Annotated in this window: 22 protein-coding genes; 16 read left to right on the plus strand and 6 right to left on the minus strand. The window is 64.1% G+C overall.

The window, feature by feature from the left end; genetic code table 11:
• The first annotated feature begins 106 nt into the window (after positions 1-106).
• Positions 107-1219, plus strand: a complete 1113-nt coding sequence (locus IPF76_RS18455) for an AI-2E family transporter (RefSeq protein WP_293846949.1) — start codon at positions 107-109, stop codon at positions 1217-1219.
• Positions 1220-1283: 64 nt separating this feature from the next.
• Here IPF76_RS18455 and IPF76_RS18460 read toward each other — a convergent pair whose 3' ends face one another.
• The gene (locus IPF76_RS18460) at positions 1284-2735 is read right to left on the minus strand and encodes a coniferyl aldehyde dehydrogenase (protein WP_293846951.1); all 1452 of its coding nucleotides are present in this window, start codon (positions 2733-2735) and stop codon (positions 1284-1286) included.
• A gap of 156 nt (positions 2736-2891) precedes the next feature.
• On the opposite strand from IPF76_RS18460, the gene IPF76_RS18465 reads away from it, so the two are divergent.
• From IPF76_RS18465 to IPF76_RS18475, 3 genes are all read left to right on the plus strand, one after another.
• Positions 2892-4079 (plus strand): acetyl-CoA C-acyltransferase, encoded by a 1188-nt coding sequence (locus IPF76_RS18465; protein WP_293846953.1) that lies wholly within the window; start codon positions 2892-2894, stop codon positions 4077-4079.
• Positions 4080-4269: 190 nt separating this feature from the next.
• Entirely contained in the window at positions 4270-4740 is a 471-nt protein-coding gene (locus tag IPF76_RS18470) for a DUF1090 family protein (protein ID WP_293846955.1), read from the plus strand.
• Positions 4741-4873: 133 nt separating this feature from the next.
• Positions 4874-5269, plus strand: coding sequence for a hypothetical protein (locus tag IPF76_RS18475; protein WP_293846957.1), 396 nt, complete (start codon positions 4874-4876; stop codon positions 5267-5269).
• A 34-nt stretch (positions 5270-5303) separates the two neighbouring features.
• On the opposite strand, the gene IPF76_RS18480 is transcribed toward IPF76_RS18475, so the two are convergent.
• Positions 5304-5765: an SH3 domain-containing protein gene (locus IPF76_RS18480; RefSeq protein ID WP_293846959.1), complete on the minus strand. Its 462-nt coding sequence runs from the start codon at positions 5763-5765 to the stop codon at positions 5304-5306.
• 136 nt (positions 5766-5901) lie between these two features.
• Between IPF76_RS18480 and IPF76_RS18485 the strand changes: the two genes are divergently transcribed.
• The gene (locus IPF76_RS18485) at positions 5902-6900 is read left to right on the plus strand and encodes a D-glycerate dehydrogenase (RefSeq protein WP_293846961.1); all 999 of its coding nucleotides are present in this window, start codon (positions 5902-5904) and stop codon (positions 6898-6900) included.
• Positions 6901-6998: 98 nt separating this feature from the next.
• On the opposite strand, the gene IPF76_RS18490 is transcribed toward IPF76_RS18485, so the two are convergent.
• From IPF76_RS18490 to IPF76_RS18500, 3 genes are all read right to left on the minus strand, one after another.
• Positions 6999-8402: a nitronate monooxygenase gene (locus tag IPF76_RS18490; RefSeq protein WP_293846963.1), complete on the minus strand. Its 1404-nt coding sequence runs from the start codon at positions 8400-8402 to the stop codon at positions 6999-7001.
• Positions 8403-8504: 102 nt separating this feature from the next.
• Positions 8505-9647 (minus strand): glycosyltransferase family 4 protein, encoded by a 1143-nt coding sequence (locus IPF76_RS18495; RefSeq protein ID WP_293846965.1) that lies wholly within the window; start codon positions 9645-9647, stop codon positions 8505-8507.
• Positions 9644-10579 carry an alpha/beta hydrolase gene (locus tag IPF76_RS18500; RefSeq protein WP_293846966.1) on the minus strand — a complete coding sequence of 312 codons (936 nt, stop codon included), beginning with the start codon at positions 10577-10579 and terminating at the stop codon, positions 9644-9646. The genes IPF76_RS18495 and IPF76_RS18500 overlap by 4 nt, the downstream gene beginning before the upstream one ends.
• Positions 10580-10703: 124 nt before the next feature.
• Between IPF76_RS18500 and astD the strand changes: the two genes are divergently transcribed.
• From astD to IPF76_RS18530, 6 genes are all read left to right on the plus strand, one after another.
• Positions 10704-12149: a succinylglutamate-semialdehyde dehydrogenase gene (astD, locus tag IPF76_RS18505; protein ID WP_293846967.1), complete on the plus strand. Its 1446-nt coding sequence runs from the start codon at positions 10704-10706 to the stop codon at positions 12147-12149.
• 163 nt (positions 12150-12312) lie between these two features.
• Positions 12313-13101 (plus strand): uroporphyrinogen-III C-methyltransferase, encoded by a 789-nt coding sequence (cobA, locus tag IPF76_RS18510; RefSeq protein WP_293846969.1) that lies wholly within the window; start codon positions 12313-12315, stop codon positions 13099-13101.
• Positions 13098-13394 carry a DUF2849 domain-containing protein gene (locus tag IPF76_RS18515; protein WP_293846971.1) on the plus strand — a complete coding sequence of 99 codons (297 nt, stop codon included), beginning with the start codon at positions 13098-13100 and terminating at the stop codon, positions 13392-13394. Before cobA ends, IPF76_RS18515 begins: the two co-directional genes overlap by 4 nt.
• 1 nt (position 13395) lies before the next feature.
• On the plus strand, positions 13396-15027 hold the full coding sequence (locus tag IPF76_RS18520; protein WP_293846973.1) for a nitrite/sulfite reductase: 1632 nt from the start codon (positions 13396-13398) through the stop codon (positions 15025-15027).
• The gene (locus tag IPF76_RS18525; protein ID WP_293846975.1) at positions 15020-15433 is read left to right on the plus strand and encodes a DUF934 domain-containing protein; all 414 of its coding nucleotides are present in this window, start codon (positions 15020-15022) and stop codon (positions 15431-15433) included. Before IPF76_RS18520 ends, IPF76_RS18525 begins: the two co-directional genes overlap by 8 nt.
• On the plus strand, positions 15426-16229 hold the full coding sequence (locus IPF76_RS18530) for a phosphoadenylyl-sulfate reductase (protein WP_293846976.1): 804 nt from the start codon (positions 15426-15428) through the stop codon (positions 16227-16229). Before IPF76_RS18525 ends, IPF76_RS18530 begins: the two co-directional genes overlap by 8 nt.
• A 119-nt stretch (positions 16230-16348) precedes the next feature.
• Here the strand turns inward: IPF76_RS18530 and IPF76_RS18535 are convergent, their stop codons facing one another.
• Positions 16349-17860, minus strand: a complete 1512-nt coding sequence (locus IPF76_RS18535; protein WP_293847404.1) for a replicative DNA helicase — start codon at positions 17858-17860, stop codon at positions 16349-16351.
• A 127-nt stretch (positions 17861-17987) separates the two neighbouring features.
• On the opposite strand from IPF76_RS18535, the gene IPF76_RS18540 reads away from it, so the two are divergent.
• The 5 genes from IPF76_RS18540 to IPF76_RS18560 all read left to right on the plus strand — a co-directional run bounded on the left by IPF76_RS18540 (position 17988) and on the right by IPF76_RS18560 (position 20873).
• The gene (locus IPF76_RS18540; RefSeq protein ID WP_293846978.1) at positions 17988-18485 is read left to right on the plus strand and encodes a UPF0262 family protein; all 498 of its coding nucleotides are present in this window, start codon (positions 17988-17990) and stop codon (positions 18483-18485) included.
• Positions 18486-18488: 3 nt separating this feature from the next.
• On the plus strand, positions 18489-19244 hold the full coding sequence (locus tag IPF76_RS18545) for a GH25 family lysozyme (RefSeq protein ID WP_293846980.1): 756 nt from the start codon (positions 18489-18491) through the stop codon (positions 19242-19244).
• Positions 19241-19693: a cytidine deaminase gene (locus IPF76_RS18550; protein ID WP_293846982.1), complete on the plus strand. Its 453-nt coding sequence runs from the start codon at positions 19241-19243 to the stop codon at positions 19691-19693. Before IPF76_RS18545 ends, IPF76_RS18550 begins: the two co-directional genes overlap by 4 nt.
• 38 nt (positions 19694-19731) lie before the next feature.
• On the plus strand, positions 19732-20268 hold the full coding sequence (gene dcd / locus IPF76_RS18555) for a dCTP deaminase (RefSeq protein WP_293846984.1): 537 nt from the start codon (positions 19732-19734) through the stop codon (positions 20266-20268).
• An 89-nt stretch (positions 20269-20357) separates the two neighbouring features.
• The gene (locus IPF76_RS18560) at positions 20358-20873 is read left to right on the plus strand and encodes a DoxX family protein (RefSeq protein ID WP_293846986.1); all 516 of its coding nucleotides are present in this window, start codon (positions 20358-20360) and stop codon (positions 20871-20873) included.
• Positions 20874-20939: the final 66 nt, after the last annotated feature.

A 20939-nucleotide genomic window follows, 5' to 3' on the forward strand; every position in this document is an offset into this window, starting at 1 on the left:
TCTGGCCGGAACTGATTCCCGCCGGACGACCGATGCGGAGCAGCCGTTGCCACAGAAAGGTGGTTTTAGTCTAGTGGATAAGCGGCATCGTGCATAAGACGGTGCCATGACCGACAAGCCCAAGGCAGCCGCTGCCCCATCGATCCGTCCCGCGCCATCGACCCGCGCCAAGCCCGACACCACCACGCCGACCTTCACGGCCGGCCGGATCGCAATGGCGGCGGTGACCGTCATCGCGATCATCGGGGTCGCCTGGCTGGCGATCACGCTGACCCGCTTTTTTATGCTGGTGTTCGCCGCGATCGTGCTGGGCGCGATCTTCGACGCGATCGCCAGCTGGCTTGTCCGCCGAACCGGAATGAAGCGCGGCTTTGCGCTCGCCGGTTCGGTCGTAGGGATTATTGCGATCTTTGCCGGTGCCTTCGTGCTGTTCGGATCGCAGCTCGCGAGCGAAGTCGATACGATCCGCGAGCAGGTGCCGCGGGCGCTGCAAGGGGTCGAGGCGTTTCTCGATCGTTACGGGCTGGGCACCCGCGTGCGCGAACTCGCCGAGGTTGGCGGCAAGGATATCTCGCAGCTCGTGTCGCAAGCCGGTGGATATGCGCTGGCGGCGGGCAGCGGCATCGCCGATTTTGTGCTGGTGCTGGTCGCCGCGATCTTTCTCGCCAGCGACCCCGCCACCTATCGCCGCGGCCTGTTGCTGCTGATGCCCGCCAAGGCCGAAGCAACCGCATCGCTCGCGCTCGACGACGCCGCGCGCGGGCTGAAGGGCTGGATGGTCGGACAAGCCGTGTCATCGCTCGTCGTTGTGGCGCTGACCGGCGGCGGGCTGGCGCTGCTCGGGGTACCGGCCGCGGGCGGGCTCGGCCTGATCGCCGGGCTGCTCGACGTCATCCCGATGATCGGCCCGATCATCGCAGGCATCCCCGCGGTGCTGCTCGCCTTCACCGTATCGCCTGCCACCGCGCTGTGGACGCTGGTGCTGTTCCTGGTGATCCAGCAGTTGCAGGGCAATTTCCTGCAACCGATGATCCAGAAGCAGGCGGTCGACGTCCCGCCCGCGGTGCTGCTGTTCGCGGTGGTCGCGGCGGGGGTGCTGTTCGGCTTCCTCGGCGTGCTGCTCGCCGCGCCGCTGACGGTGGTGGTCTATGTGCTCGTGCAGCGGGTGTATGTGAAGACTTTGCTGGGTAAGGACATCAAGATCGCCGGGCAGGATTGAGGCCCGCCGCCTAATACCACGTCATCGCCTCGCTCCTCACAATCACGAGGCAAGGTGTCTTTCCCTACTTCTTCAATTCCTTCGCCAGCGTCTTCGCCGTCGCCTTGCCATAGGGCGGCTTGAAGCCCGCCAGCCCGGCGACATCCAGCTTCGGCTGGCGATACACCGCGCGGGCGTGACTGAAGGTGCGGAAGCCGTCGACGCCGTGGTAATTGCCCATGCCCGACGGCCCGACCCCGCCGAACGGCAAATCCTCCATCGCATTGTGGAACAGAACGTCGTTGACGGTTACACCGCCCGAGATCGTCCGCGTCAGCACACGGTCCTCCTCGCTCTTGTCCTGCCCGAAATAATAGAGCCCCAGCGGGCGATCGTTGGCATTCACATAATCGATCGCGTCGTCGATCGTCTTGTACGTCTTGACCGGCAGGATCGGGCCAAAAATTTCTTCCTGCATCACCTTCATGTCGTCGGTCGGATTGCGGACGATGTGGAGCGGCATCTTGTGGCCGTTCGAACTGGCGAAATCTTCGCCGCCCGGATTGACCTCGATCACCTCGGCTCCCTTTTCGCGCGCGTCGGTCAGATAGGATTGCAGCCGGTCATAATTGCGCGTGTTTACCACCGAGGTGTAATCGTCGTTGGCGAGCAAGGTCGGGTAGAGCGCAGCCGCACCTTTCGTCACGCTATCGATCACCGCGCCTTCCTGATCGTCGGCGACGAGCAGGTAATCGGGCGCAAGGCAGATCTGCCCGGCGTTCATCATCTTGCCGAGTGCGACGCGCTGGCCGACGAGATCCTTGTTCGCGCTGCGCCCGATAAAGGTCGGCGACTTGCCGCCGAGCTCAAGCGTCACGGGGACAAGATTGTCCGCCGCGGCGCGCATGATGTGCCGTCCAACGCTCGTCGCGCCGGTGAAGATCATATGATCGAAAGCGAGCTTCGAGAAAGCGACGCCGACGTCGGCGTCGCCGGTGAACACCGCCATTTCGCTTTCGTCGAAATATTCGGTGACCAGCCGGGCCATCAGCGCCGACACATTTTCGGTGAACTCGCTCGGCTTGATCATCGCGCGGTTGCCTGCTGCGAGAATGCCCGCCATCGGCACGAACACCATGCCGACCGGGAAATTCCACGGCGCGACGACGCCGACGACGCCTTTCGGCTGATAGACAACCTCGGCCTTGGCGCCAAGCAGCCCGAGCGGGAAAGTGGGCTTGCGCTTCTCGCCCTTCGACCAGCTCGCCAGATGTTTTTTCGCATGTTTGAGCGCGCTCACCGACGGCATGATGTCGGTCATCAGCGTCTGTTCGCGGCTGCGATGACCAAAATCCTCACTCACGGCCTTCGCGAAGTCCTCGGCATGATCAATGAGCAGCGCGATCGCACGGTCGATGCGATCGGTCCGTACCGCAAGGCTTTCGGACATCGCCGCGGTAAAGCTCGCCTTTTGCGCCGCGAGCACCTGACTCATCCGCTGCGTTTCGCCGGTGATGTTCGTTGCGACCGTCGCCATTGCCCGTCTCCCTGTTTTGTTGCGCCTGTTTGATCATGAGCCGCGGCGGGTTGCAAGATGAAACCGGCTACCTATCTCGGTTCAGCCCCTTTCGCAGTTGCAGCATATCCGCTATTCGACCCGCCGAACCTGTTTTCCCTTACGGAGTCTTGTCCCATGACCGCCACCGATCCCGTCGTCTTCCTGTCCTACGCCCGCACCCCGATGGGCAGCATGCAGGGCAGCCTGTCGGACGCGAGCGCGACCGACCTCGGTGCGACTGCGGTGAAGGCGGCTGTCGAGCGCGCGGGCGTCAGCGGTGACGATATCGAACGCATATACATGGGCTGCGTCCTTCCCGCCGGGCTCGGCCAGGCGCCGGCGCGGCAGGCTGCGATCAAGGCGGGCCTGCCCAAATCGGTGCAGGCAACCACCGTCAACAAAGTGTGCGGTTCGGGCATGCAGACCGTGATCATGGGCGCCGAAGCGCTCGCCGCGGGCAGCGTCGACCTGATCGTCGCAGGCGGCATGGAATCGATGACCAACGCGCCGTATCTGCTCAAAAAGCACCGCGGCGGCGCGCGCATCGGCCATGACACCGCTTATGACCATATGTTCCTCGACGGGCTGGAAGACGCCTATGAAGCGGGTCGCGCGATGGGTACCTTTGCGCAGGATACCGCCGATGCCTATCAGCTCAGCCGTCAGGCGCAGGACGATTACACGCTGACGTCGCTGAGCCGCGCCAAAGCCGCGATCACCGAAGGCGCCTTTGCCGCCGAAATCGCGCCCGTGACGATCGCGGGCCGCAAGGGCGATATCGTTGTCGATACCGACGAAGCACCGAGCAAGGCGATGCCCGACAAGATCCCGACGCTGAAACCCGCCTTTGCCAAGGACGGCACGATCACTGCGGCGACCAGCTCGTCGATTTCGGACGGCGCCGCCGCGGTCGTGTTGACCCGCCAGTCGGTCGCCGATGCCAAGGGTGCCAAGGCCGTCGCGCGCCTCGTCGCGCACGCCGCGCACGCGCAGGAACCCAAGGATTTCACGATCGCCCCGGTCGGCGCGATCAACAAGGTGCTGGCCAAGGCCGGCTGGACCATCGGCGACGTCGACCTGTTCGAAGTCAACGAAGCCTTTGCCTGCGTCGCGATGTTCGCGATGCACGACCTCGGCATTCCGCACGACAAGATCAACGTCCACGGCGGCGCGACCGCGCTCGGCCACCCGATCGGCGCCAGCGGCACGCGCATCATCACGACGCTGATCGCGGCGCTCCAGCGCCACGGCAAGACGCGGGGCATTGCAAGCCTGTGCATCGGCGGTGGCGAGGCTACCGCGGTGGCGATCGAGCTGACCTAATCCCCCAATTAACAAAGGTTGCACGGCGTCGTCGCAAGACGGCGCCGTTTCGTCGTTTGGCGGCGACAAATTGCGACACTAATGTCCTGAAAATAAACGGCGCATTCCGGCTCCGTTCAATTCGACTCGGCTAATCCTCCATTTGTCATCGGGCAGTCCCCTCCCCCTGACGGATTGAAAGGATAGACCAATGAAGACCAAATTTCTTACTGTCGGCCTGATTGCCGCGATGATGGTTCCCGGCGTCGCCTCGGCGCAGACCCGCGGCGAAGTTCGTGACAGCCGCCAGGACGTTCGCGAAGAGCAGCGCGAGCTGCGTGAGGCCCAGCGTTACGGTGATCGTGGTGATGTCCGCGAAGAGCGCCGCGACGTACGCGATGCGCGTCAGGAGTTGCGCGAAGACAAGCGCGACTGGCGTCAGGATCGCCGCTATCAGAGCTATCGCGCGCCGTTCAAATATCAGCAGTTCCGCGTCGGAGCGACCTTGCGCTCGAACTACTACGCCCCGTCGTATCGTCCGAGCTATGACAGCCGCTGGGGTGTGCCGCGCGCCGGTCGCAACCTGACCTATGTGCGTCACTACAACGACCTGCTGCTCGTCAACGAGCGCAACGGCCGGGTGGTGAAGGTTTACCGCAATCACTTCAACTGGCGCCGTTAAACGCTAGCTGACGTCGGGTAACCGAGAAGGGTCGATGGGCAACCATCGGCCCTTTTTTATTGCGTGGCGATTGTCGTTGCTGCGCCCTCATCAAGGGCATAGCCTGCGCGCGTTCTTGTGGGGAGACAATGACATGAAAAAGCTGCTTTTGCTGACCGCGCTCACGGCGCTGTCGGCTTGTTCGCAAAAGACTGAAGAATCGGAAGAAACGGCTGCCGCACCGAACGAGGCGGTAACGCCCGCGCCTGCGACCGACTCGGGAACCCAACCCGGGACCTATGACGTCAAAATGGCCGACGGCACGATGGCCACAACGGTGATCAATGCCGACGGCACCTATGTCGATACCAGCGCGAAGGGCGAGATTGTCAAAGGTCTTTATGCGCGCAAGGACGGCAAGGATTGTTTCGATCCCGAAGGCGACGCGTTGGGCGGATGCTGGGACATCACGCAGCCCGGAGCCGACGGCAGCTTCACTGCCACCTCGCCCGAAGGCACAGTGGTCACGGTCACGCCCAGGAAGAAATAACCTCTCCGGCCTGACGCCAATCCTCGCTGCGGGGTCAATCTCCCCAGATATGGTCGGTCTGGATCCAGCCGCTACGACCCTTCACGTCGAACCGACACCAGCCGTCGGCGCATTCGGTGATCCGCCCGACGACGCCGGGTTCGGCGCGGTAAGCGACGGCGGCCGAAGCGCTGGCCGCCTCGCGCAGCGGGCGGATCTCGCCGGTGACGATCGCGGTGCGCGTGCGGCTGAGCAGGCGCGCGGCCATCCACCCTTGCGTGCCGTCGGGATCCTCGATCTTGCGCCAGGTTTCAAAACGCGCGACGACTTTGACGGGCAAATCCTTGCGCCGATATTCCCAAATCACCGGCACGTCGGGCGATGGCCCCTTGCGCATCCGCGCCTCATCGACGCTGATCGACGCCCAATAGGGCAGCTTGATGGGGTCGGATTGCGCGGATGCCGGTCCCACGACGGCGAACAGCGCTGTGGCTGCGAATATCAGGCGGCTGGTCATTATATTGCCTTGTCAAATTCGGGTCGGATGTTCAACCGTTCGCCGCGCAAAAGGCTGCGTTCATCCCCGGTCTTTTCGCGTGTCTTTCGGGTGCATGCTCTTGACCGGCGCGCGGCGGCGCGCTCTATCGGCGGCCATGCCCGATTCATCCCGCCCAAAACGCCCGCGCGTCATCGTTACCCGCCAGTTGATGCCGCATGTCGAGGCGCGCATGGCCGAATTGTTCGACGTCGCGCTCTCGGCGAACGATCAGGCGTTTACCAAAGACGAATTGAAGGCCGCGGTCGCCGATTGCGACGTCTTCGTCCCGACGGTGACCGATGAGATTGACGCCGAGGTGCTGGCGGCGGCGGGCGAACGCCTGAAACTGATTGCCAATTTCGGCGCCGGGGTCGACCATATCGACCTGGCGGCGGCGCGCGCCAAGGGCATCATGGTGTCGAACACGCCTGGGGTCTTTACCGAAGATACTGCCGACATGACGATGGCGCTGATCCTGTCGGTGCCGCGGCGCCTCGCCGAGGGCGAGAAACTGATGCGGTCGGGCCAGTGGGCGGGTTGGGCACCGAGCGCGATGCTCGGCCACCGCGTTGGCGGTAAATTGCTCGGCATCATCGGCATGGGGCGCATCGGGCTGGCGGTCGCGCGCCGCGCGCGTGCTTTCGGCCTGTCGATCCATTATCACAACCGCAAGCGCCTACCCGAAGCGATCGAAGAGGAACTGGGCGCGAGCTATCACGCCAGCGTCGATACATTGCTGCGGATCAGCGACATCGTGACGCTTCACTGCCCGCATACCGCTGAGACGCATGAGATGGTCAATGCAGCGCGGATCGGATCGATGAAGCCGACCGCGTATCTGATCAACACCGCCCGCGGCGAAATCGTCGACGAAAGGGCGCTGATCGCGGCGCTCCAGACCGGGCGCATCGCGGGCGCCGGGCTCGACGTGTACACCCACGAACCCGCAGTCGACCCGGCCCTGCTCGCGCTCGACAATGTCGTACTGCTCCCGCACCTGGGCTCGGCAACGATCGAGGGCCGCGAGGCATCGGGCGAAAAGGTCATCGCCAACATCCGCGCTTGGTGCGACGGGCATCGCCCGCAGGATCAGGTGCTGGAGGGATGGGCGTAACAGGCCGTCGCCCCCGCGCAGGCGGGGGCCGCTCTTGGTTTATGCAGCACCTTGGCGCAACGCCGTAGCGGCCCCCGCCTTCGCGGGGGCGACCCTAATCAATCCCCCGTCAAAATCCGGTCCACCAACTGTTTCACCGTCGGGGTGAAGTTGTTCGAATAGAAGGGATCGGTCTTGAAATTGAACGCGGCGTGCCCCGCAAACATCAGATTTTGCTCGGGATCGCCGCCGTGCGCGATGTCCTGCAGCGTTTTCTGGATGCAGAAGCTGCGCGGGTCGGCGAGGTAGCCGGTGGTGTAATCGTCATGGTCCTTCCACGACGAAAAGCCGCAATGCGACAGGCAGCCCATGCAATCGGTCTGGTCCTTGCGGATCACCGCCTTGTCGCTGTCGGTCACGAAAACAACCGTATTGTCGGGGGTCTTCAGCGCTTCGGTATAACCCTCGGCGGCCCAGTCGCGCGCCCTTGCCCGATCATGCGGGGTGACCCAGAAATTCTTGCCCTTCACTCCTACGTCGAGCTGGACGATGTGATCGCCCGCTTCCTGCTTTGAATAAGGAATCTGGCGCTCCGAGCGCGCTTCGAGATCGCGCAGGAAGGGGGTGCGCACCGCGCTGGAATAAAAGCCGGTCGGCGAAAAGCGGTGGAGCAGCACGTCACCGTCGTCGAGGGTGCGAAGACGATCTTTCCACGCCTGCGGGATCGGGCTTTCTTCGGTCAGCAGCGGCCGGGTGCCGTACTGGAAAACGATCTGGCCGAGCTCGGGGTTGTCGATCCAGTTTTCCCAGTCGCGAAGATACCAGACGCCGCCCGCCATCACGATCGGCACACTGTCGGCAATCCCTTCCGCCGTCATGACGTCGCGCAGCGCTTTCACGCGCGGATACGGATCCTGCGGTACCAGCGGATCTTCGGCGTTCGACAGGCCGTTGTGACCGCCCGCCAGCCAGGGATCCTCATACACCACCGCGCCGAGCAGATGCGGCACCTTGTGGTAGGCACGCTTCCACAGCGCGCGAAACGCGCGTGCCGAGCTGATGATTGGCAGATACATGACATTGTGGCGCTCGGCGATTTCGCTGAGCTTGTACGGCATCCCGGCGCCGCAGGTAACCCCGGCGACCATGCCCTTGGTGCGGGCCAGCACGCCTTCGAGGATCTGCTGCGCGCCGCCCATTTCCCACAGCACGTTGATGTTGATCGCACCCTTGCCGCCCGACACCTCGTAAGCGCGCTCGACCTGCGCCACCGCGCCTTCGATGCCGTAATGGATCAGTTCTTCGTGGCGTTCCTTGCGGGTCAGCGACTTGTAAACCTGCGGGACGATCTTGCCCTCGGCGTCATAGCTGTCGGCGTTGACCGCCGACACGGTGCCGATGCCGCCCGCCGCAGCCCAGGCTCCGCTCGACATATGGTTGGTCGCCGACACGCCCTTGCCGCCCTCGACCAACGGCCAGACTTCACGTCCGCCGTAAAGGATGGGCTTCAATCCTTTGAACATTTTCGATCTCTTTCTGTCCACCGGCCGTCCACTTCCCGGCCAGTCCCCGTTTCGGTTCCGTAAGCGGAAGCGCGCGGCGAAAGTCAATGGTTCCGCGGCGGGCTAGCCCCCAAAGAGGCGGCGGCCTTTAAGCGCGCGACCATAGAGATTTTCATAGGCCGCGACCATCGTCGATTCGTCGAACCTGTCGATCGCGATCCGCCGGTTCGCGGCACCAATCCGCGCGCGCAGGTCGCGATCGGCGGTCAGTTCGGCCAATGCGGCGTGAAAGCCCCTTTCGTCGTCGGCGATAAAGTGCCGGTTGTCGGGCGCGACCATCGCGGCAACATCGCCAACATCGGGGCTCACGACCGGCAAGCCCGCCGCCATCGCCTCGATCACCGCAATCGGCGCCTGCTCGCTCTGCGAGGACAGCGCGAACAGGTCGAAATGACCGATCCAGCGTGCGGGCTCGGCCATGAAGCCGGGCATCACCAGCCGGTCGGCGATCCCGCAAGCGGCGGCCTCGGCGGCGATCGCCGCGCGTTCCGGCCCATCTCCGACGATGACCAGCCGGACGTTCGCGGGCAAATTGGCGACCGCATGGACGAGGCGCGGTAAATCCTTGACCTTGCGCAGCCCGGCAACGGTCCCGATAACAACCTCGCCTTCGCGCCGCTCCAAACCCGGAATCGCGACGGACGCCTTGGCTCCATAAGCCGCGGTGTCGATCCCGTTGCTGATCAGTACCGTGCGCCGCCGCGCGCGCCATTCGTCCGCGGCGATCCGCTCGAGCAGCGTCGAAGGCACGGCCAGCGCGTCGGCAGTCGGCAGCGCGAGACGGCGAAAGCCGTTACGCTTCCAGTTGCGCCGGACGCTCTCATCCTCGTTGAACCCATCCTCGTGGTGGACCAGCGGCGGCAGGTCGCGGAACGGTGCAAAGACGCGGTGCGCCATCACCCCGTCCATCGACCCCCAATTATAGCTGAGCACCAGATCAAACTGCTGCATATAGGCGGCAAGATCGCGATAGCGCGCCAGCCCCGGCTTGCCATGCAGCGGCGGCGTATCGGCAGGAAATTCGACATCGACAGCGGGATCGATCGCGTCGCGTGCGCTCATCGCCTCGGGTACGGCCGACAAGATCGTGTGCCGCGCGCGCGGTCCCATCAAATTCATCAGCCGCACCGCGCGGGCTTCCTTGCCCCCCAGCGAAAAGCTGGAATGGAGGTGGAGCAGCCGTGCCGGAGATTCTACACCCGTCACGCGGTCGGCAGTTCGGCCAGCCAGGCGTCGATCGCCGCAACAGCTTCGGGCTCGTCGAGCGTTGGTGCGTGGCCGACACCTTGCACCTCGATCAGTGTGGCATGTGGCAGTGCAGCAACCATCTTTTCACCCGCCGACCGCGCCAAAATGTCCGATAGCTCACCGCGCAGGATCAGCAACGGGACGGTGCCGAGCGCGCGATAGACCGGCCACATATCGAACGCCGCTTCGCCGCCGGTCACGCGCAACGGCGCCGCGATCTGCTTGTCATAGTCGGTGACGATGCGGCCTTCTGGGGTCAGCCGGTGGGTGCGCTTGGTCAGCCGCAGCCAGTCGTGGATTTCATAGCCGGGATAAATCGCGGCGTTCAGCTCGGCATAGGCTCGCGCCGCATGCATCCATGTCGGCTGACTGCCCCCCGCACCGATATAATCGCGGATGCGCTCCAACCCGCTGGTCTGGAGCTCGGGGCCAACGTCGTTGAGCGCTGCGCCGATCATCCGCCCGGGCAGCGTCGCGGCCATTAGCATCGACACAAGCCCGCCCAGCGAGGTGCCGATCGTCGCAAAGCGATCGATGCCCAGTTCGTCGAGCAGCGCGACGACATCCTGCACATAAGTCAGCGGGACATAGGTCATCGGATCCTTGGCATAGGCGCTGTCGCCGCGACCGCGAAATTCGATGACGATCGTCTTGCGCTGCCGCGCGACATGCGGCGCGAGCAGCTCGAAATCGCGCGCGTTACGCGCCAGACCCGGCAGGCACAGCACCGGCGGCGCCGTTTCGGCCCCATCCGGCCCCGGATAGACGCGCGCATGCAACCGCACGCCGTCGCCCGACCACCAATATTGGTCCTGCCAGTCGCGGCGCGCGTCCTGCTTTGCCTCCTGCTTGGCCAAAATGGCGGATCCCCTTGGTTCGTGTCCTGGCATGTCCCGGCGCGCGGAACCCAATTGCGTCTATCGCCAACCCAGCCGCGCGGTGCAAGCAATCCGTCGCACCAGACCCCAGCGCAGGTTGCCGCCACGGTCTTTCACCGATAAGACCGTCTCAACCATGAGCGAACCTCTGCTTTCCTTCGAACCCGCAACCGGCGAAGAGCTGTGGCGCGGCGCGGTCAGCAATGTCGACGACGAGGTCGCTATCGCGCGGCGCGCCTGGCCCGAATGGGCAGCCAAGCCCGTCACCTTTCGTACCGAAACGCTGCGCCGCTTCGCCGACCGCGTTAAAGCCGAGGGCGAAGTGCTCGCCGACCTGATCGCACGCGAAACCGGCAAGCCCTTGTGGGAAGCGCGCACCGAGGTCGAATCGGTGGCGGCCAAGGTCGATATTTCGGTGAAATCTTACGGCGAACGCACCCCCAACCGCCGGATCGAGGGCGCCATGGGGCTGCGCAACGCGGTACGCCACAAACCCCACGGCGCGCTCGCGGTGCTTGGCCCTTATAATTTCCCCGCGCATTTGCCGAACGGACATATTGTGCCGGCGCTGATCGCGGGCAATTCGGTGCTGTTCAAGCCGTCCGAAAAGACCCCCGCGGTCGGCGCCAAGCTCGTTGAGCTGTTTCACAGCGCCGGCGTGCCGCAAGAGGTGCTGCGCCTGATCGTGGGGGGTCCCGAAACGGGCAAGGCGCTCGCTGGACACGCGGGCATCGACGGCCTGCTGTTCACCGGCTCGGCGCGAACGGGGCTCGCGCTCAACCGCCAATTCGCCGACCAGCCCGGCAAGATGCTCGCGCTCGAAATGGGCGGCAACAATCCGATCGTCGTGTGGGACACTGCCGACATTCGCACCGCCGCGATCATCGTCGTTCAGTCGGCGTTCCTCAGCGCCGGACAGCGATGCAGCAATGCACGGCGACTGATCATGCGCGACACACTGGCCGACGCGCTGATCGAAGAGGTCAAGGCGCTGACAAACCGCCTGATCGTCGATCATCCGCACGCCGACCCGGCGCCCTATATGGGACCGGTGATCGACAATGAAGCCGCCGATCATCTGACCGAAAGCTTCCTGATCCTGATGTCGAACGGCGGCCAGGTGATCCGCCACATGACGCGCCCGGTCCCGGGTCGCCCTTTCCTGACCCCCGGCATCATCGACGTGACGTCGATGCCAGAGCGGCCCGACATCGAGTTGTTCGGACCGCTGCTTCAGGTCGTCCGCGTCGAGACGTTTGAAGCGGCGATTGCCGAAGCAAACAACACCGCTTTTGGCCTGTCGGCGGCGCTCGTCGGCGGCACGCCGCAGCTGTACGACCAGTTCTGGGCCAACGCCCGCGCCGGAGTGATCAACTGGAACCGCCCGACCAACGGCGCCTCGTCCGCCGCGCCCTTTGGCGGCATCGGCCTCTCGGGCAACCATCGTCCCAGCGCGTTCTACGCCGCAGATTATTGCGCCTATCCTGTCGCGAGCGCGGAAAGTGACGCGCTGCGCGCGTCGATCGGCGTCGGATTGCGCGATCCCGAAGGGTCGCGCCTGATCCCCAAAAGCTACAATTAAACGTTCCTTCGTCATGCCGGATATGATCCGGCATCCATTCCTGCGGTGACGGCATGGACCCCGGATCAAGGCCGGGCGGACGATCGAGAGGGGCAATTTTACCTTCATCAGCGTCAATAAAGCCTGCTTTGCCATTCGGCGGGCGCGCCATCATCTATCGTGCATGGAAAAGACTCCCCCCCCCGTCGGCAAACTTTGGCTGGTCGGCGCCGGTCCCGGCGACCCCGATCTGCTGACGTTGCGCGCCGCGCGGCTGCTGGCCAGCGCCGATCTGGTCGTTCATGACGGGCTGGTCGGCGACGGCGTGCTTGCGCTGATCCCGCCGCATGCCGAGCGCATCAGCGTCGCCAAGCAGCGCAGCCGCCACACAATGAAGCAGGAACTGATCAACGAACTGCTCGTCCGCGAAACGCTGGCCGGGAAACAGGTCGTGCGGCTCAAGGGCGGCGATCCGTTCATCTTCGGGCGCGGCGGCGAGGAACTCGATGCTGCGCGCAAAGCCGGCGTCACCTGCGAAGTTGTCCCCGGTATCACCGCCGCCGCAGGCTGCGCCGCGCAGGCCGGCCTCCCCCTCACCCACCGCGAAGACGCCAGCGCGGTCAGCTTTGTCGCCGGCCAGTGCAAGGATCTGAGCGATCAGGACTGGTCGGGCCTCGCGGGCCACGGCCGCACCCTCGTCATTTACATGGGCATCGCCACCGCGACCGCCATCGCCGACAAGCTGATCGCCGACGGCGTGTCGCCCGATCTGCCCGTCGCGGTGATTGAGCGTGGCACCACCGCTGACGCTCGCGTCCTGCGCACTCTGCTCACCGACCTCGGCGATCTCGTCGCGCGCGAGGCGGTAAGAAGCCCGGCGTTGATCATCGTGGGCAAAGTGGCGGCGCGCGCCGATGCGCTCGACTGTTTCGGCGCTCCGGGCGTTGCCGAAAAATTGGGGAATTTTGCATGAAGCTGTTGACCGGCAACGACCTGAAAACAGGGTTTGTGACCTGGTGGACCGGCGCCGACTGGTCGCTGCACATCGAGGACGCCGCCGACGTCGGCGAGGCGGGCGAGGCGATCCTGGCCGTCGAGGAAGCCGCGCGCCGCGTCAATGCGCCCTATATCATTGCCGGGGAGCAGACGCCCGACGGCCCGCGCCCCGCACACATCAAGGACCGCATCCGCGCGCTCGGCCCGACGGTGCGCCCCGATCTGACATTAAAACCCGCCGATCCCGCGGCCGGCGACTGGGTGATCTGACATGTATAAATATGACGAATATGACCAGCAAATGGTCGACGCCCGGGTCGCTGAATTCGCCGATCAGGTGAAGCGCCGCCTGGCGGGCGAGATCACCGAGGATCAGTTCAAGCCGCTGCGCTTGATGAACGGCCTCTATCTCCAGCTGCACGCCTATATGCTGCGCGTCGCCGTACCCTATGGTACGCTCGAAAGCCGCCAGATGCGGATGCTCGCGCACATCGCACGCAAATACGACCGCGATTACGGCCATTTCACCACCCGCCAGAATATCCAGTATAACTGGATCAAGCTGGAGGATGCCCCCGCGATCCTCGCCGATCTCGCGTCGGTCGAGATGCACGCGATCCAGACCAGCGGTAATTGCATCCGTAACATCAGTTCGGACCAGTGGGCGGGTGCTGCCGCCGACGAACTGACCGACCCGCGCCCGTGGGCCGAATTGCTGCGCCAGTGGTCGAGCTTCCATCCCGAATTCAGCTATTTGCCACGCAAGTTCAAGATCGCCGTGATTGCGGCCGAGGAAGATCGCGCCGCGATGCGACTGCACGACATCGGCATCCAGATCGTCGAGAAGGATGGCGTCCACGGCGCCGCTTTCTATGTCGGCGGCGGCATGGGCCGCACCCCGATGATCGCGCCGCTGATCAAGGATTTCGTGCCGCTCGACGATCTGCTCAGCTACACCGAAGCGTGCCTGCGCGTGTACAACCGCTACGGTCGCCGCGACAATATCTACAAGGCGCGGATCAAGATCCTGATCCACGAACTGGGGGCCGACGAATATCGCCGCCAGGTCGAGGAAGAATTTGCGCATGTAAAGTCGCTCGGTATCGATCCGCCCAAGGCCGAGTTCGACCGCATCGCCGCGCAATTCGCGATGCCGCCGCTCGACGCGTCGGCGCCCGACGCCATCGATCGCGGCGACCCCGATTTCGCGGTCTGGGTCGACCAGAATGTCGCCGCGCACAAGGTGGCGGGCCATGCGATCGTCAACATCAGCCTGAAACCGCTTGGCGGCATCCCCGGCGATGCCAGCTCGGCGCAGATCGACCTGATGGCCGACCTCGCCGAACGCTACAGCCACGACGAACTGCGCGTCACCCACGCGCAAAACATCGTCCTGCCGCATGTCCGCAAGGCCGATCTGTTTGCGATCTGGCAGGCGCTTGACGCTGCCGGGCTTGCAACACCGAACCTCGACCTGATCAGCGATATCATCGCCTGCCCTGGGCTCGACTATTGCAGCCTCGCCAACGCGCGCTCGATTCCGGTCGCCCAAAAGATCGCGCAGCGCTTCGCCGATCCGGCGCGCCAGCGCGATCTGGGTGAGCTGAAGCTCAAGATTTCGGGCTGCATCAACGCCTGCGGCCACCATCATGCCGGGCATATCGGCATCCTTGGCGTCGATCGCAAAGGTACCGAAAATTACCAGCTCCTGCTCGGCGGATCGGGCGCGGAGGATGTGTCGCTCGGCACGATCACCGGCCCCGGTTTCGACGAGGACGGCATCGTCGATGCGATTGAGCGCGTCACGGATAAGTATCTGGCCGAGCGCGCCGACGGTGAACGCTTCGTCGACACCTATCGGCGCGTCGGCATGGCGCCATTCAAGGAGGCGATCTATGGTTGAGCATCTGCAAGCCGATGGCGAGGAACCCTGCGTTACCCTCGACGCCTTCCTCGACCAGTCGAACGCGACCGCGGTGCGGCTCGAATCGGATGAGGATGCGCGCGCGCTGATCCCCTTTCTCGATCGGCTCAAGCTGATCGAGGTTGCATTTCCCAAGTTCCGCGACGGCCGCGGTTATTCGTCGGGGCGTATCCTGCGCGAAGCCGGCTTCACCGGCGAACTCCGCGCGCAGGGCGACGTCCTCGTCGATCAGATCGCCTATCTGAAGCGCTGCGGCTTCGACAGCTTCGCGCCCGAAAAGACGCTCAATCCTGCCGATGTCGAGGCGGCACTCTCGCGCTGGCCCGAACATTATCAGGGCGCCGCCGACGGCGCAGTGCCGATCTGGAAGCTGAGGCATGGCTGACGTGAAGACCTCTCCCTCCGACGGTCGCCAGGATCGCATCCGCGACCGCATCGACGTCGCGCCGCGTTTTACCGACGCCGACGTGATCCGCCTGAACAACCTGTTCCGCGGCCAGGACGCCGCCGAGGTGGTCGCCAGCGTCATCGGCGCGGGGCTGCTCGGCGACACCGCGATCGTCTCCAGCTTTGGCGCCGAAAGCGCGGTGCTGCTGCATTTAGTGGTCCAGGTCGCGCCCGATATGCCAGTACTGTTCCTCGACACCGGCAAGCATTTCCCCGAAACGCTGGCTTATCGCGACGCGCTTGCGGCACAGCTCGGGCTCAACATCGTTAACCTGACCCCCGATGCCGAGGATCTGGCGGCAAAGGATTCCACCGAACTGCGCTGGTCCTATGACCCCGACGGCTGCTGCGAAATCCGCAAGGTGAAGCCGCTCGAAAAGGCGATGGCCGGTTTCGATGCGTCGCTTACCGGACGCAAAGGCTTCCAATCCTCGACCCGTCAGGGCTTGCCGCGCTTCGAACTCGACGGCAGCAGCGGCAGGCTGAAATTCAATCCGCTCGCCAACTGGACGCGCGCCGATCTCGACGCCTATTTTACAGCGCACGACCTGCCGCGGCATCCGCTCGAATCGCAAGGCTACCCGTCGATCGGCTGCTCGCCCTGCACGTCAAAGGTCCTGCCCGGCGAAGACCCGCGCTCGGGCCGCTGGCGCGGCTGGGACAAGACCGAATGCGGCATCCACGAAGCGGTGTCACCAATCGGTGATGACCCGGCGAACGATCCGGCTTTCTGAACGGCGTCTGTGCCCCTGCGAAGGCAGGGGCTCATCTCCAACCCGCGCAACAAAGCGCGCCTTTCGATTTGGGGACCTCGTGATGGGCCCCTGCCTTCGCAGGGCACGACACGCGCTATCTACTCATAATCCCCAAACGCCTGACTTTCGTCGGCGAGGTCGCTGAATTTCGTTGTCTTCGCCTCGAAGTGCAGGCGGATCTTGCCGGTCGAGCCGTGACGTGACTTTGCAACGATCACTTCGGCGAGGCCAAAAACGCGCTCCATCTCGGCCGCCCACTCCTCGTGCGCCGCGTGGATCTTCACATCATCGCCCTCCATCGGACGTTTGGGCTCGCGCGAACCGACATAATAATCCTCGCGAAACACGAACAGCACCATGTCCGCGTCCTGCTCGATGGACCCCGATTCGCGTAGATCGGACAGCATCGGCCTTTTGTCTTCACGCTGTTCGACCGCGCGGCTGAGCTGCGACAGCGCCATCACCGGCACATGAAGTTCTTTCGCCAGCGTCTTCAAACCGCGCGAAATTTCAGAAATTTCCTGCACACGATTGTCACCGCTTTTCGATGATCCCTGCAACAATTGCAGATAGTCGACGACGATAAAGCCGATGCCATGACGTCGCTGCAACCGCCGCGCCCGCGTGCGCAGGCCTGCGATGGTCAGCCCGGGCGTGTCGTCGATGTACAGCGGCAGCGTCTGCAAGGTCTGCGCCGCACGACTGAGCTGCTGGAACTGTTCCTTGCTGATCTTGCCCATGCGCAGCGCCTCCCCCGACACCCCCGACTGTTCGGCGAGGACGCGCGTCGCGAGCTGGTCGGCGGACATTTCGAGGCTGAAAAAGGCGACCTTCGCGCCCATATTTTTTTCGGGCGGAATCCCGTCATCCTCGTCGCGGCGAAAGCGTTCGGCGGCATTATAAGCGATGTTGGTGGCGAGCGAGGTTTTGCCCATGCCGGGACGCCCGGCAAGGATCATCAGATCCGAATTGTGCATGCCACCGATCTTGGCGTTCATGCTCGAGATGCCGGTGGTAATACCCGACAGGTGGCCACCCGAATTGAGCGCGCGTTCGGCGGCCTGCAAGGCGGTAAGGCTCGCCTGGCTGAAGCTTTTGACCGAACCCATTTCGGCCTCGCCACCCGCGACGCGATACAGCGCGGTTTCGGCTTCTTCGATCTGTGCCTGCGGATCGACGCGTTCGCTGGTGTCGAGCGCATTTTCGACCAGCACGCGCCCGACGCCTGCCAGTTCGCGCAGCAAGGCCAAGTCGTAAATCTGCTTGGCAAAGTCGCGCGCGCCGATCAGACCCGCACCGCTGCCGGTCAGCTGTGCCAGATAGCCTGGACCGCCGACCGCCTTCATCGCCTCGTCGGCTTCGAAATAGGGTTTTAACGTCACCGGCGTCGCGATGCTGTTGCGCTCGATCAGCGCCATCGTCTGCTGGAAAATGCGTCCGTGCAGCGGCTCGAAAAAATGATCGGGGGTCAGCGCGACCGGCAGATCTTCGACGACTCGATTGTCGATCAGGATCGCGCCGAGAAACGCGGCTTCAGCCTCGATATTGCGCGGCAATTGGCGGTCGTTACCGGTGGCGACCGGGGTCGGGAAAATGGCTAGCTCTGGCATCGGCGCCTTCATGGGCCGGTGCCCGATGGGGCGCAACCGGCGATGTCGATCAGCCTATCATAACTGTGGAATGCTGTGAATAAGTCGGCTTGCCCTTCGCCCCGCGCCAAGTAGAAGCACAGGCAGCATGGCCGACGCAGACCCCTCCAAACAGCGCATCATTTCGGTCGAACTCGACGAGGGCTCGATCGTCTGGCGCAATCCCGATGTCGAACAGGAACGCCGCGTCGCGATCTTCGACCTGATCGAAGATAATAAATTTGTTCCGCAGCGCGGCCACCCCGACGGCTATGCCGGCCCCTACCGCCTGATGCTGCGCGTCGAGGAAGGTCGGCTGATCTTTGAAATCTCGCGCGAGGACGGCTCGCCGCTTGAGGCGATCATCTTGGGGCTCGGGCGTTTCCGCCGCCCGATCCGCGACTATTTTGCGATCTGCGACAGCTACTATCAGGCGATCAAGACATCGACCGCGCAGCAGATCGAAACGGTCGATATGGCGCGCCGCGGGCTGCACAACGAAGCCGCCGAGATGCTGATGGACCGGCTCGACGGCAAGATCGCGGTCGATTTCGACACCGCGCGGCGGCTGTTCACGCTGATCTGCGTTCTTCACATCAAGGGTTGAAGCGTGGCGACTGGGGCAATCAAGCGCAAAGGTCCGGCTAGCCCCGGCGGCAATTGGCGCGGCGCGATCACGCGCCTGCTACGGCGCATCGGCGCAGCGATCGTGCTACTTTTGCTGGTGACCGGCCTCGCGCTTTGGTGGGCGGCGCGCTGGACCCCAGACCGCGCGATCTATCCGACACAGGGGGTCACGATCGACGCATCCAATGGCGACGTCCAATGGGGATCGATCAAGGCCGCGGGCGCCGATTTCGCTTATGTGATGGGGACCGATGGGACACGCGGCATCGACGCCAAATTCACCCGCAACATGGTCGCGGCGCGCGAAGCAGGCGTGCAGACCGGCGCGATCCACCGCTACAGCCTGTGCCAGCTCGCCACCGATCAGGCGGCCAATTTCATCCGCCACGTCCCACGCCGCGCCGACGCGCTGCCCGCCGTCGTGTGGCTCGACTATGACGATCGCTGCCCCGACCGCCCGACCCGCGCGCTGCTTCTGTCCGAACTCGCGACCTTTTTGGCGCAGATCGAGGCGCATATGGGCAAGCGCAGCCTGATCGCCCCCGGCCCGGCGTTTGAAAGCGACTATCAGGTGACCAGAGGCATCGCGCGCACCATCTGGCTCCGCCGCGATTTCTTTGAGCCCGATTACGCCGCGCATCCCTGGGCGATGTGGCAGGCGAATGATTATGTGCGCCTGTCGGGGGCCGATGGCACCGTCGGCTGGAACGTGCTGCGCGCGCAAGGAGAAACGCCGTGACCGAACCCCGTGACGAACTGATCGCCGCCGCGCGCGACGCCGCGAGCCGCGCTTACGCGCCCTATTCCGGATTTCACGTCGGAGCTGCTTTGCTGCTCAAGAACGGCGACGTGGTCACCGGCGCCAATGTCGAGAACGCTAGCTACGGCCTGACGCTCTGCGCCGAGACGGCGGCGGTGGCGAAAATCGCCAACGAGGGCTGGATCGGCGAGCTCGCCGAGGTCGCGATCATTGGCGGCCGCCCCGAAGGCGATGCGCTGCTGGGGAGCGATCCGGTCAACCCGTGCGGGCGGTGCCGCCAGATATTGAACGAAGCCGCCGAGCGTTCGCAGACCGATATTCTCGTCCATTGCGCATCAGGCGACGGCGTGACGATCAAGACCTACAAACTCAGTGAGCTGCTACCCGCAGCCTTCGGCCCGAAAGATCTGGGCTTGATCCGCGACTGACCGCTTGCGCATTCGCGCCGCGCTCGACAAATAGCGGCATGGCCATTCTTTCCGACCGCTGGATTCGCGAAGCCGCCCAAACGCAGGGCATGATCGAACCCTTTGTCGAGGCGCAGCGCCGCGACGGCTGCATCAGCTACGGCCTCTCCTCCTACGGCTATGACGCGCGCGTCGCGCCCGAGTTCAAGATTTTCACCAATGTCGATTCGACAATCGTCGATCCCAAGGACTTCAATCCGAAGAATTTCGTCGATCGCGAAACCGACGTCTGCATCATTCCGCCGAACAGCTTCGCGCTCGCCCGCACAGTCGAATATTTCCGCATCCCGCGTGACGTACTGGTCATCTGCCTCGGCAAATCGACCTATGCGCGGTGCGGGATCATCGTCAACGTCACCCCGCTCGAACCCGGCTGGGAGGGGCATGTGACGCTGGAGTTTTCGAACACCACCCCCTGCCCGCCAAGATCTACGCCAATGAAGGCGCGTGCCAATTCCTGTTTCTGCAGGGCAACGAACCGTGCGAGATCAGCTACGCCGACCGGGCGGGCAAATATATGGGGCAAAAGGGCGTGACGCTGCCCAAGCTGTAACGTCGGAACCTCCAACCGCGCCGCGCGTCCTGAAAGCACAAGCGGCGGGGGCATCGTTTGGAGGATCGACGCATGTCCATGATCGCTGTCTTTATCGGGCGTCTTTTCATTGCCGTTATTTTCATCGTTTCGGGGATCAACAAGCTGATCCACGTCAACGACACCAACGCCATGATCACCGCTGTCGGCCTCCCCGCCGGGCTCGCCATTCCGACCGGTTTGTTCGAACTGATCGCGGGGGTGTGCATCGCGCTCGGGATCGCGGTGCGGCTGTGGTCGATCCTGCTCGCGGGTTTTGTCCTCGCAACGATCCTGTTCTTCCACCGCGAATTCACCGACCCGATGCAGGCGATGGCGGCGATGAAGAATCTCGCGATTGCGGGCGGCCTGCTTTGCCTGTTCGGTTATGGCCATACGCGCTGGAGCTATGATGCGCTCCGCCCGCGCCGCCGCGACGAAATCGCCACCCGCGACGCGCAGCTCCGCGCCACCGAAGCCGAGGTTCGCGCCGCGCGCGCCGAGGGTCGGGCGGAAGCCGTCGTTGGCGAGCCCGTCGTCGTTCAAAAACGCCCCTTCTGGCGCCGTTGACGCTTCGCACTTGGCATCGGCCTCGCGCTACGCTAGCCTCCCTTTACGTTTACGTAAGGGGAGGCT

This window comes from Sphingopyxis sp. (genome assembly GCF_016704835.1).
Classification (GTDB): Bacteria; Pseudomonadota; Alphaproteobacteria; order Sphingomonadales; family Sphingomonadaceae; genus Sphingopyxis.

Coding starts and splice junctions, on each gene's coding strand:
- IPF76_RS18465 (WP_293846953.1), top strand. CDS start 2,892: ATGACCGCCACCGATCCCGTCGTCTTCCTGTCCTACGCCCGCACCCCG.
- cobA (WP_293846969.1), top strand. CDS start 12,313: ATGGAAAAGACTCCCCCCCCCGTCGGCAAACTTTGGCTGGTCGGCGCC.
- IPF76_RS18500 (WP_293846966.1), bottom strand. CDS start 10,579: ATGCCAGGACACGAACCAAGGGGATCCGCCATTTTGGCCAAGCAGGAG.
- IPF76_RS18560 (WP_293846986.1), top strand. CDS start 20,358: ATGTCCATGATCGCTGTCTTTATCGGGCGTCTTTTCATTGCCGTTATT.
- IPF76_RS18470 (WP_293846955.1), top strand. CDS start 4,270: ATGAAGACCAAATTTCTTACTGTCGGCCTGATTGCCGCGATGATGGTT.
- IPF76_RS18490 (WP_293846963.1), bottom strand. CDS start 8,402: ATGTTCAAAGGATTGAAGCCCATCCTTTACGGCGGACGTGAAGTCTGG.
- IPF76_RS18535 (WP_293847404.1), bottom strand. CDS start 17,860: ATGCCAGAGCTAGCCATTTTCCCGACCCCGGTCGCCACCGGTAACGAC.
- IPF76_RS18480 (WP_293846959.1), bottom strand. CDS start 5,765: ATGACCAGCCGCCTGATATTCGCAGCCACAGCGCTGTTCGCCGTCGTG.
- IPF76_RS18455 (WP_293846949.1), top strand. CDS start 107: ATGACCGACAAGCCCAAGGCAGCCGCTGCCCCATCGATCCGTCCCGCG.
- dcd (WP_293846984.1), top strand. CDS start 19,732: ATGGCCATTCTTTCCGACCGCTGGATTCGCGAAGCCGCCCAAACGCAG.
- IPF76_RS18485 (WP_293846961.1), top strand. CDS start 5,902: ATGCCCGATTCATCCCGCCCAAAACGCCCGCGCGTCATCGTTACCCGC.
- IPF76_RS18540 (WP_293846978.1), top strand. CDS start 17,988: ATGGCCGACGCAGACCCCTCCAAACAGCGCATCATTTCGGTCGAACTC.
- IPF76_RS18460 (WP_293846951.1), bottom strand. CDS start 2,735: ATGGCGACGGTCGCAACGAACATCACCGGCGAAACGCAGCGGATGAGT.
- IPF76_RS18515 (WP_293846971.1), top strand. CDS start 13,098: ATGAAGCTGTTGACCGGCAACGACCTGAAAACAGGGTTTGTGACCTGG.
- IPF76_RS18520 (WP_293846973.1), top strand. CDS start 13,396: ATGTATAAATATGACGAATATGACCAGCAAATGGTCGACGCCCGGGTC.
- astD (WP_293846967.1), top strand. CDS start 10,704: ATGAGCGAACCTCTGCTTTCCTTCGAACCCGCAACCGGCGAAGAGCTG.
- IPF76_RS18525 (WP_293846975.1), top strand. CDS start 15,020: ATGGTTGAGCATCTGCAAGCCGATGGCGAGGAACCCTGCGTTACCCTC.
- IPF76_RS18475 (WP_293846957.1), top strand. CDS start 4,874: ATGAAAAAGCTGCTTTTGCTGACCGCGCTCACGGCGCTGTCGGCTTGT.
- IPF76_RS18530 (WP_293846976.1), top strand. CDS start 15,426: ATGGCTGACGTGAAGACCTCTCCCTCCGACGGTCGCCAGGATCGCATC.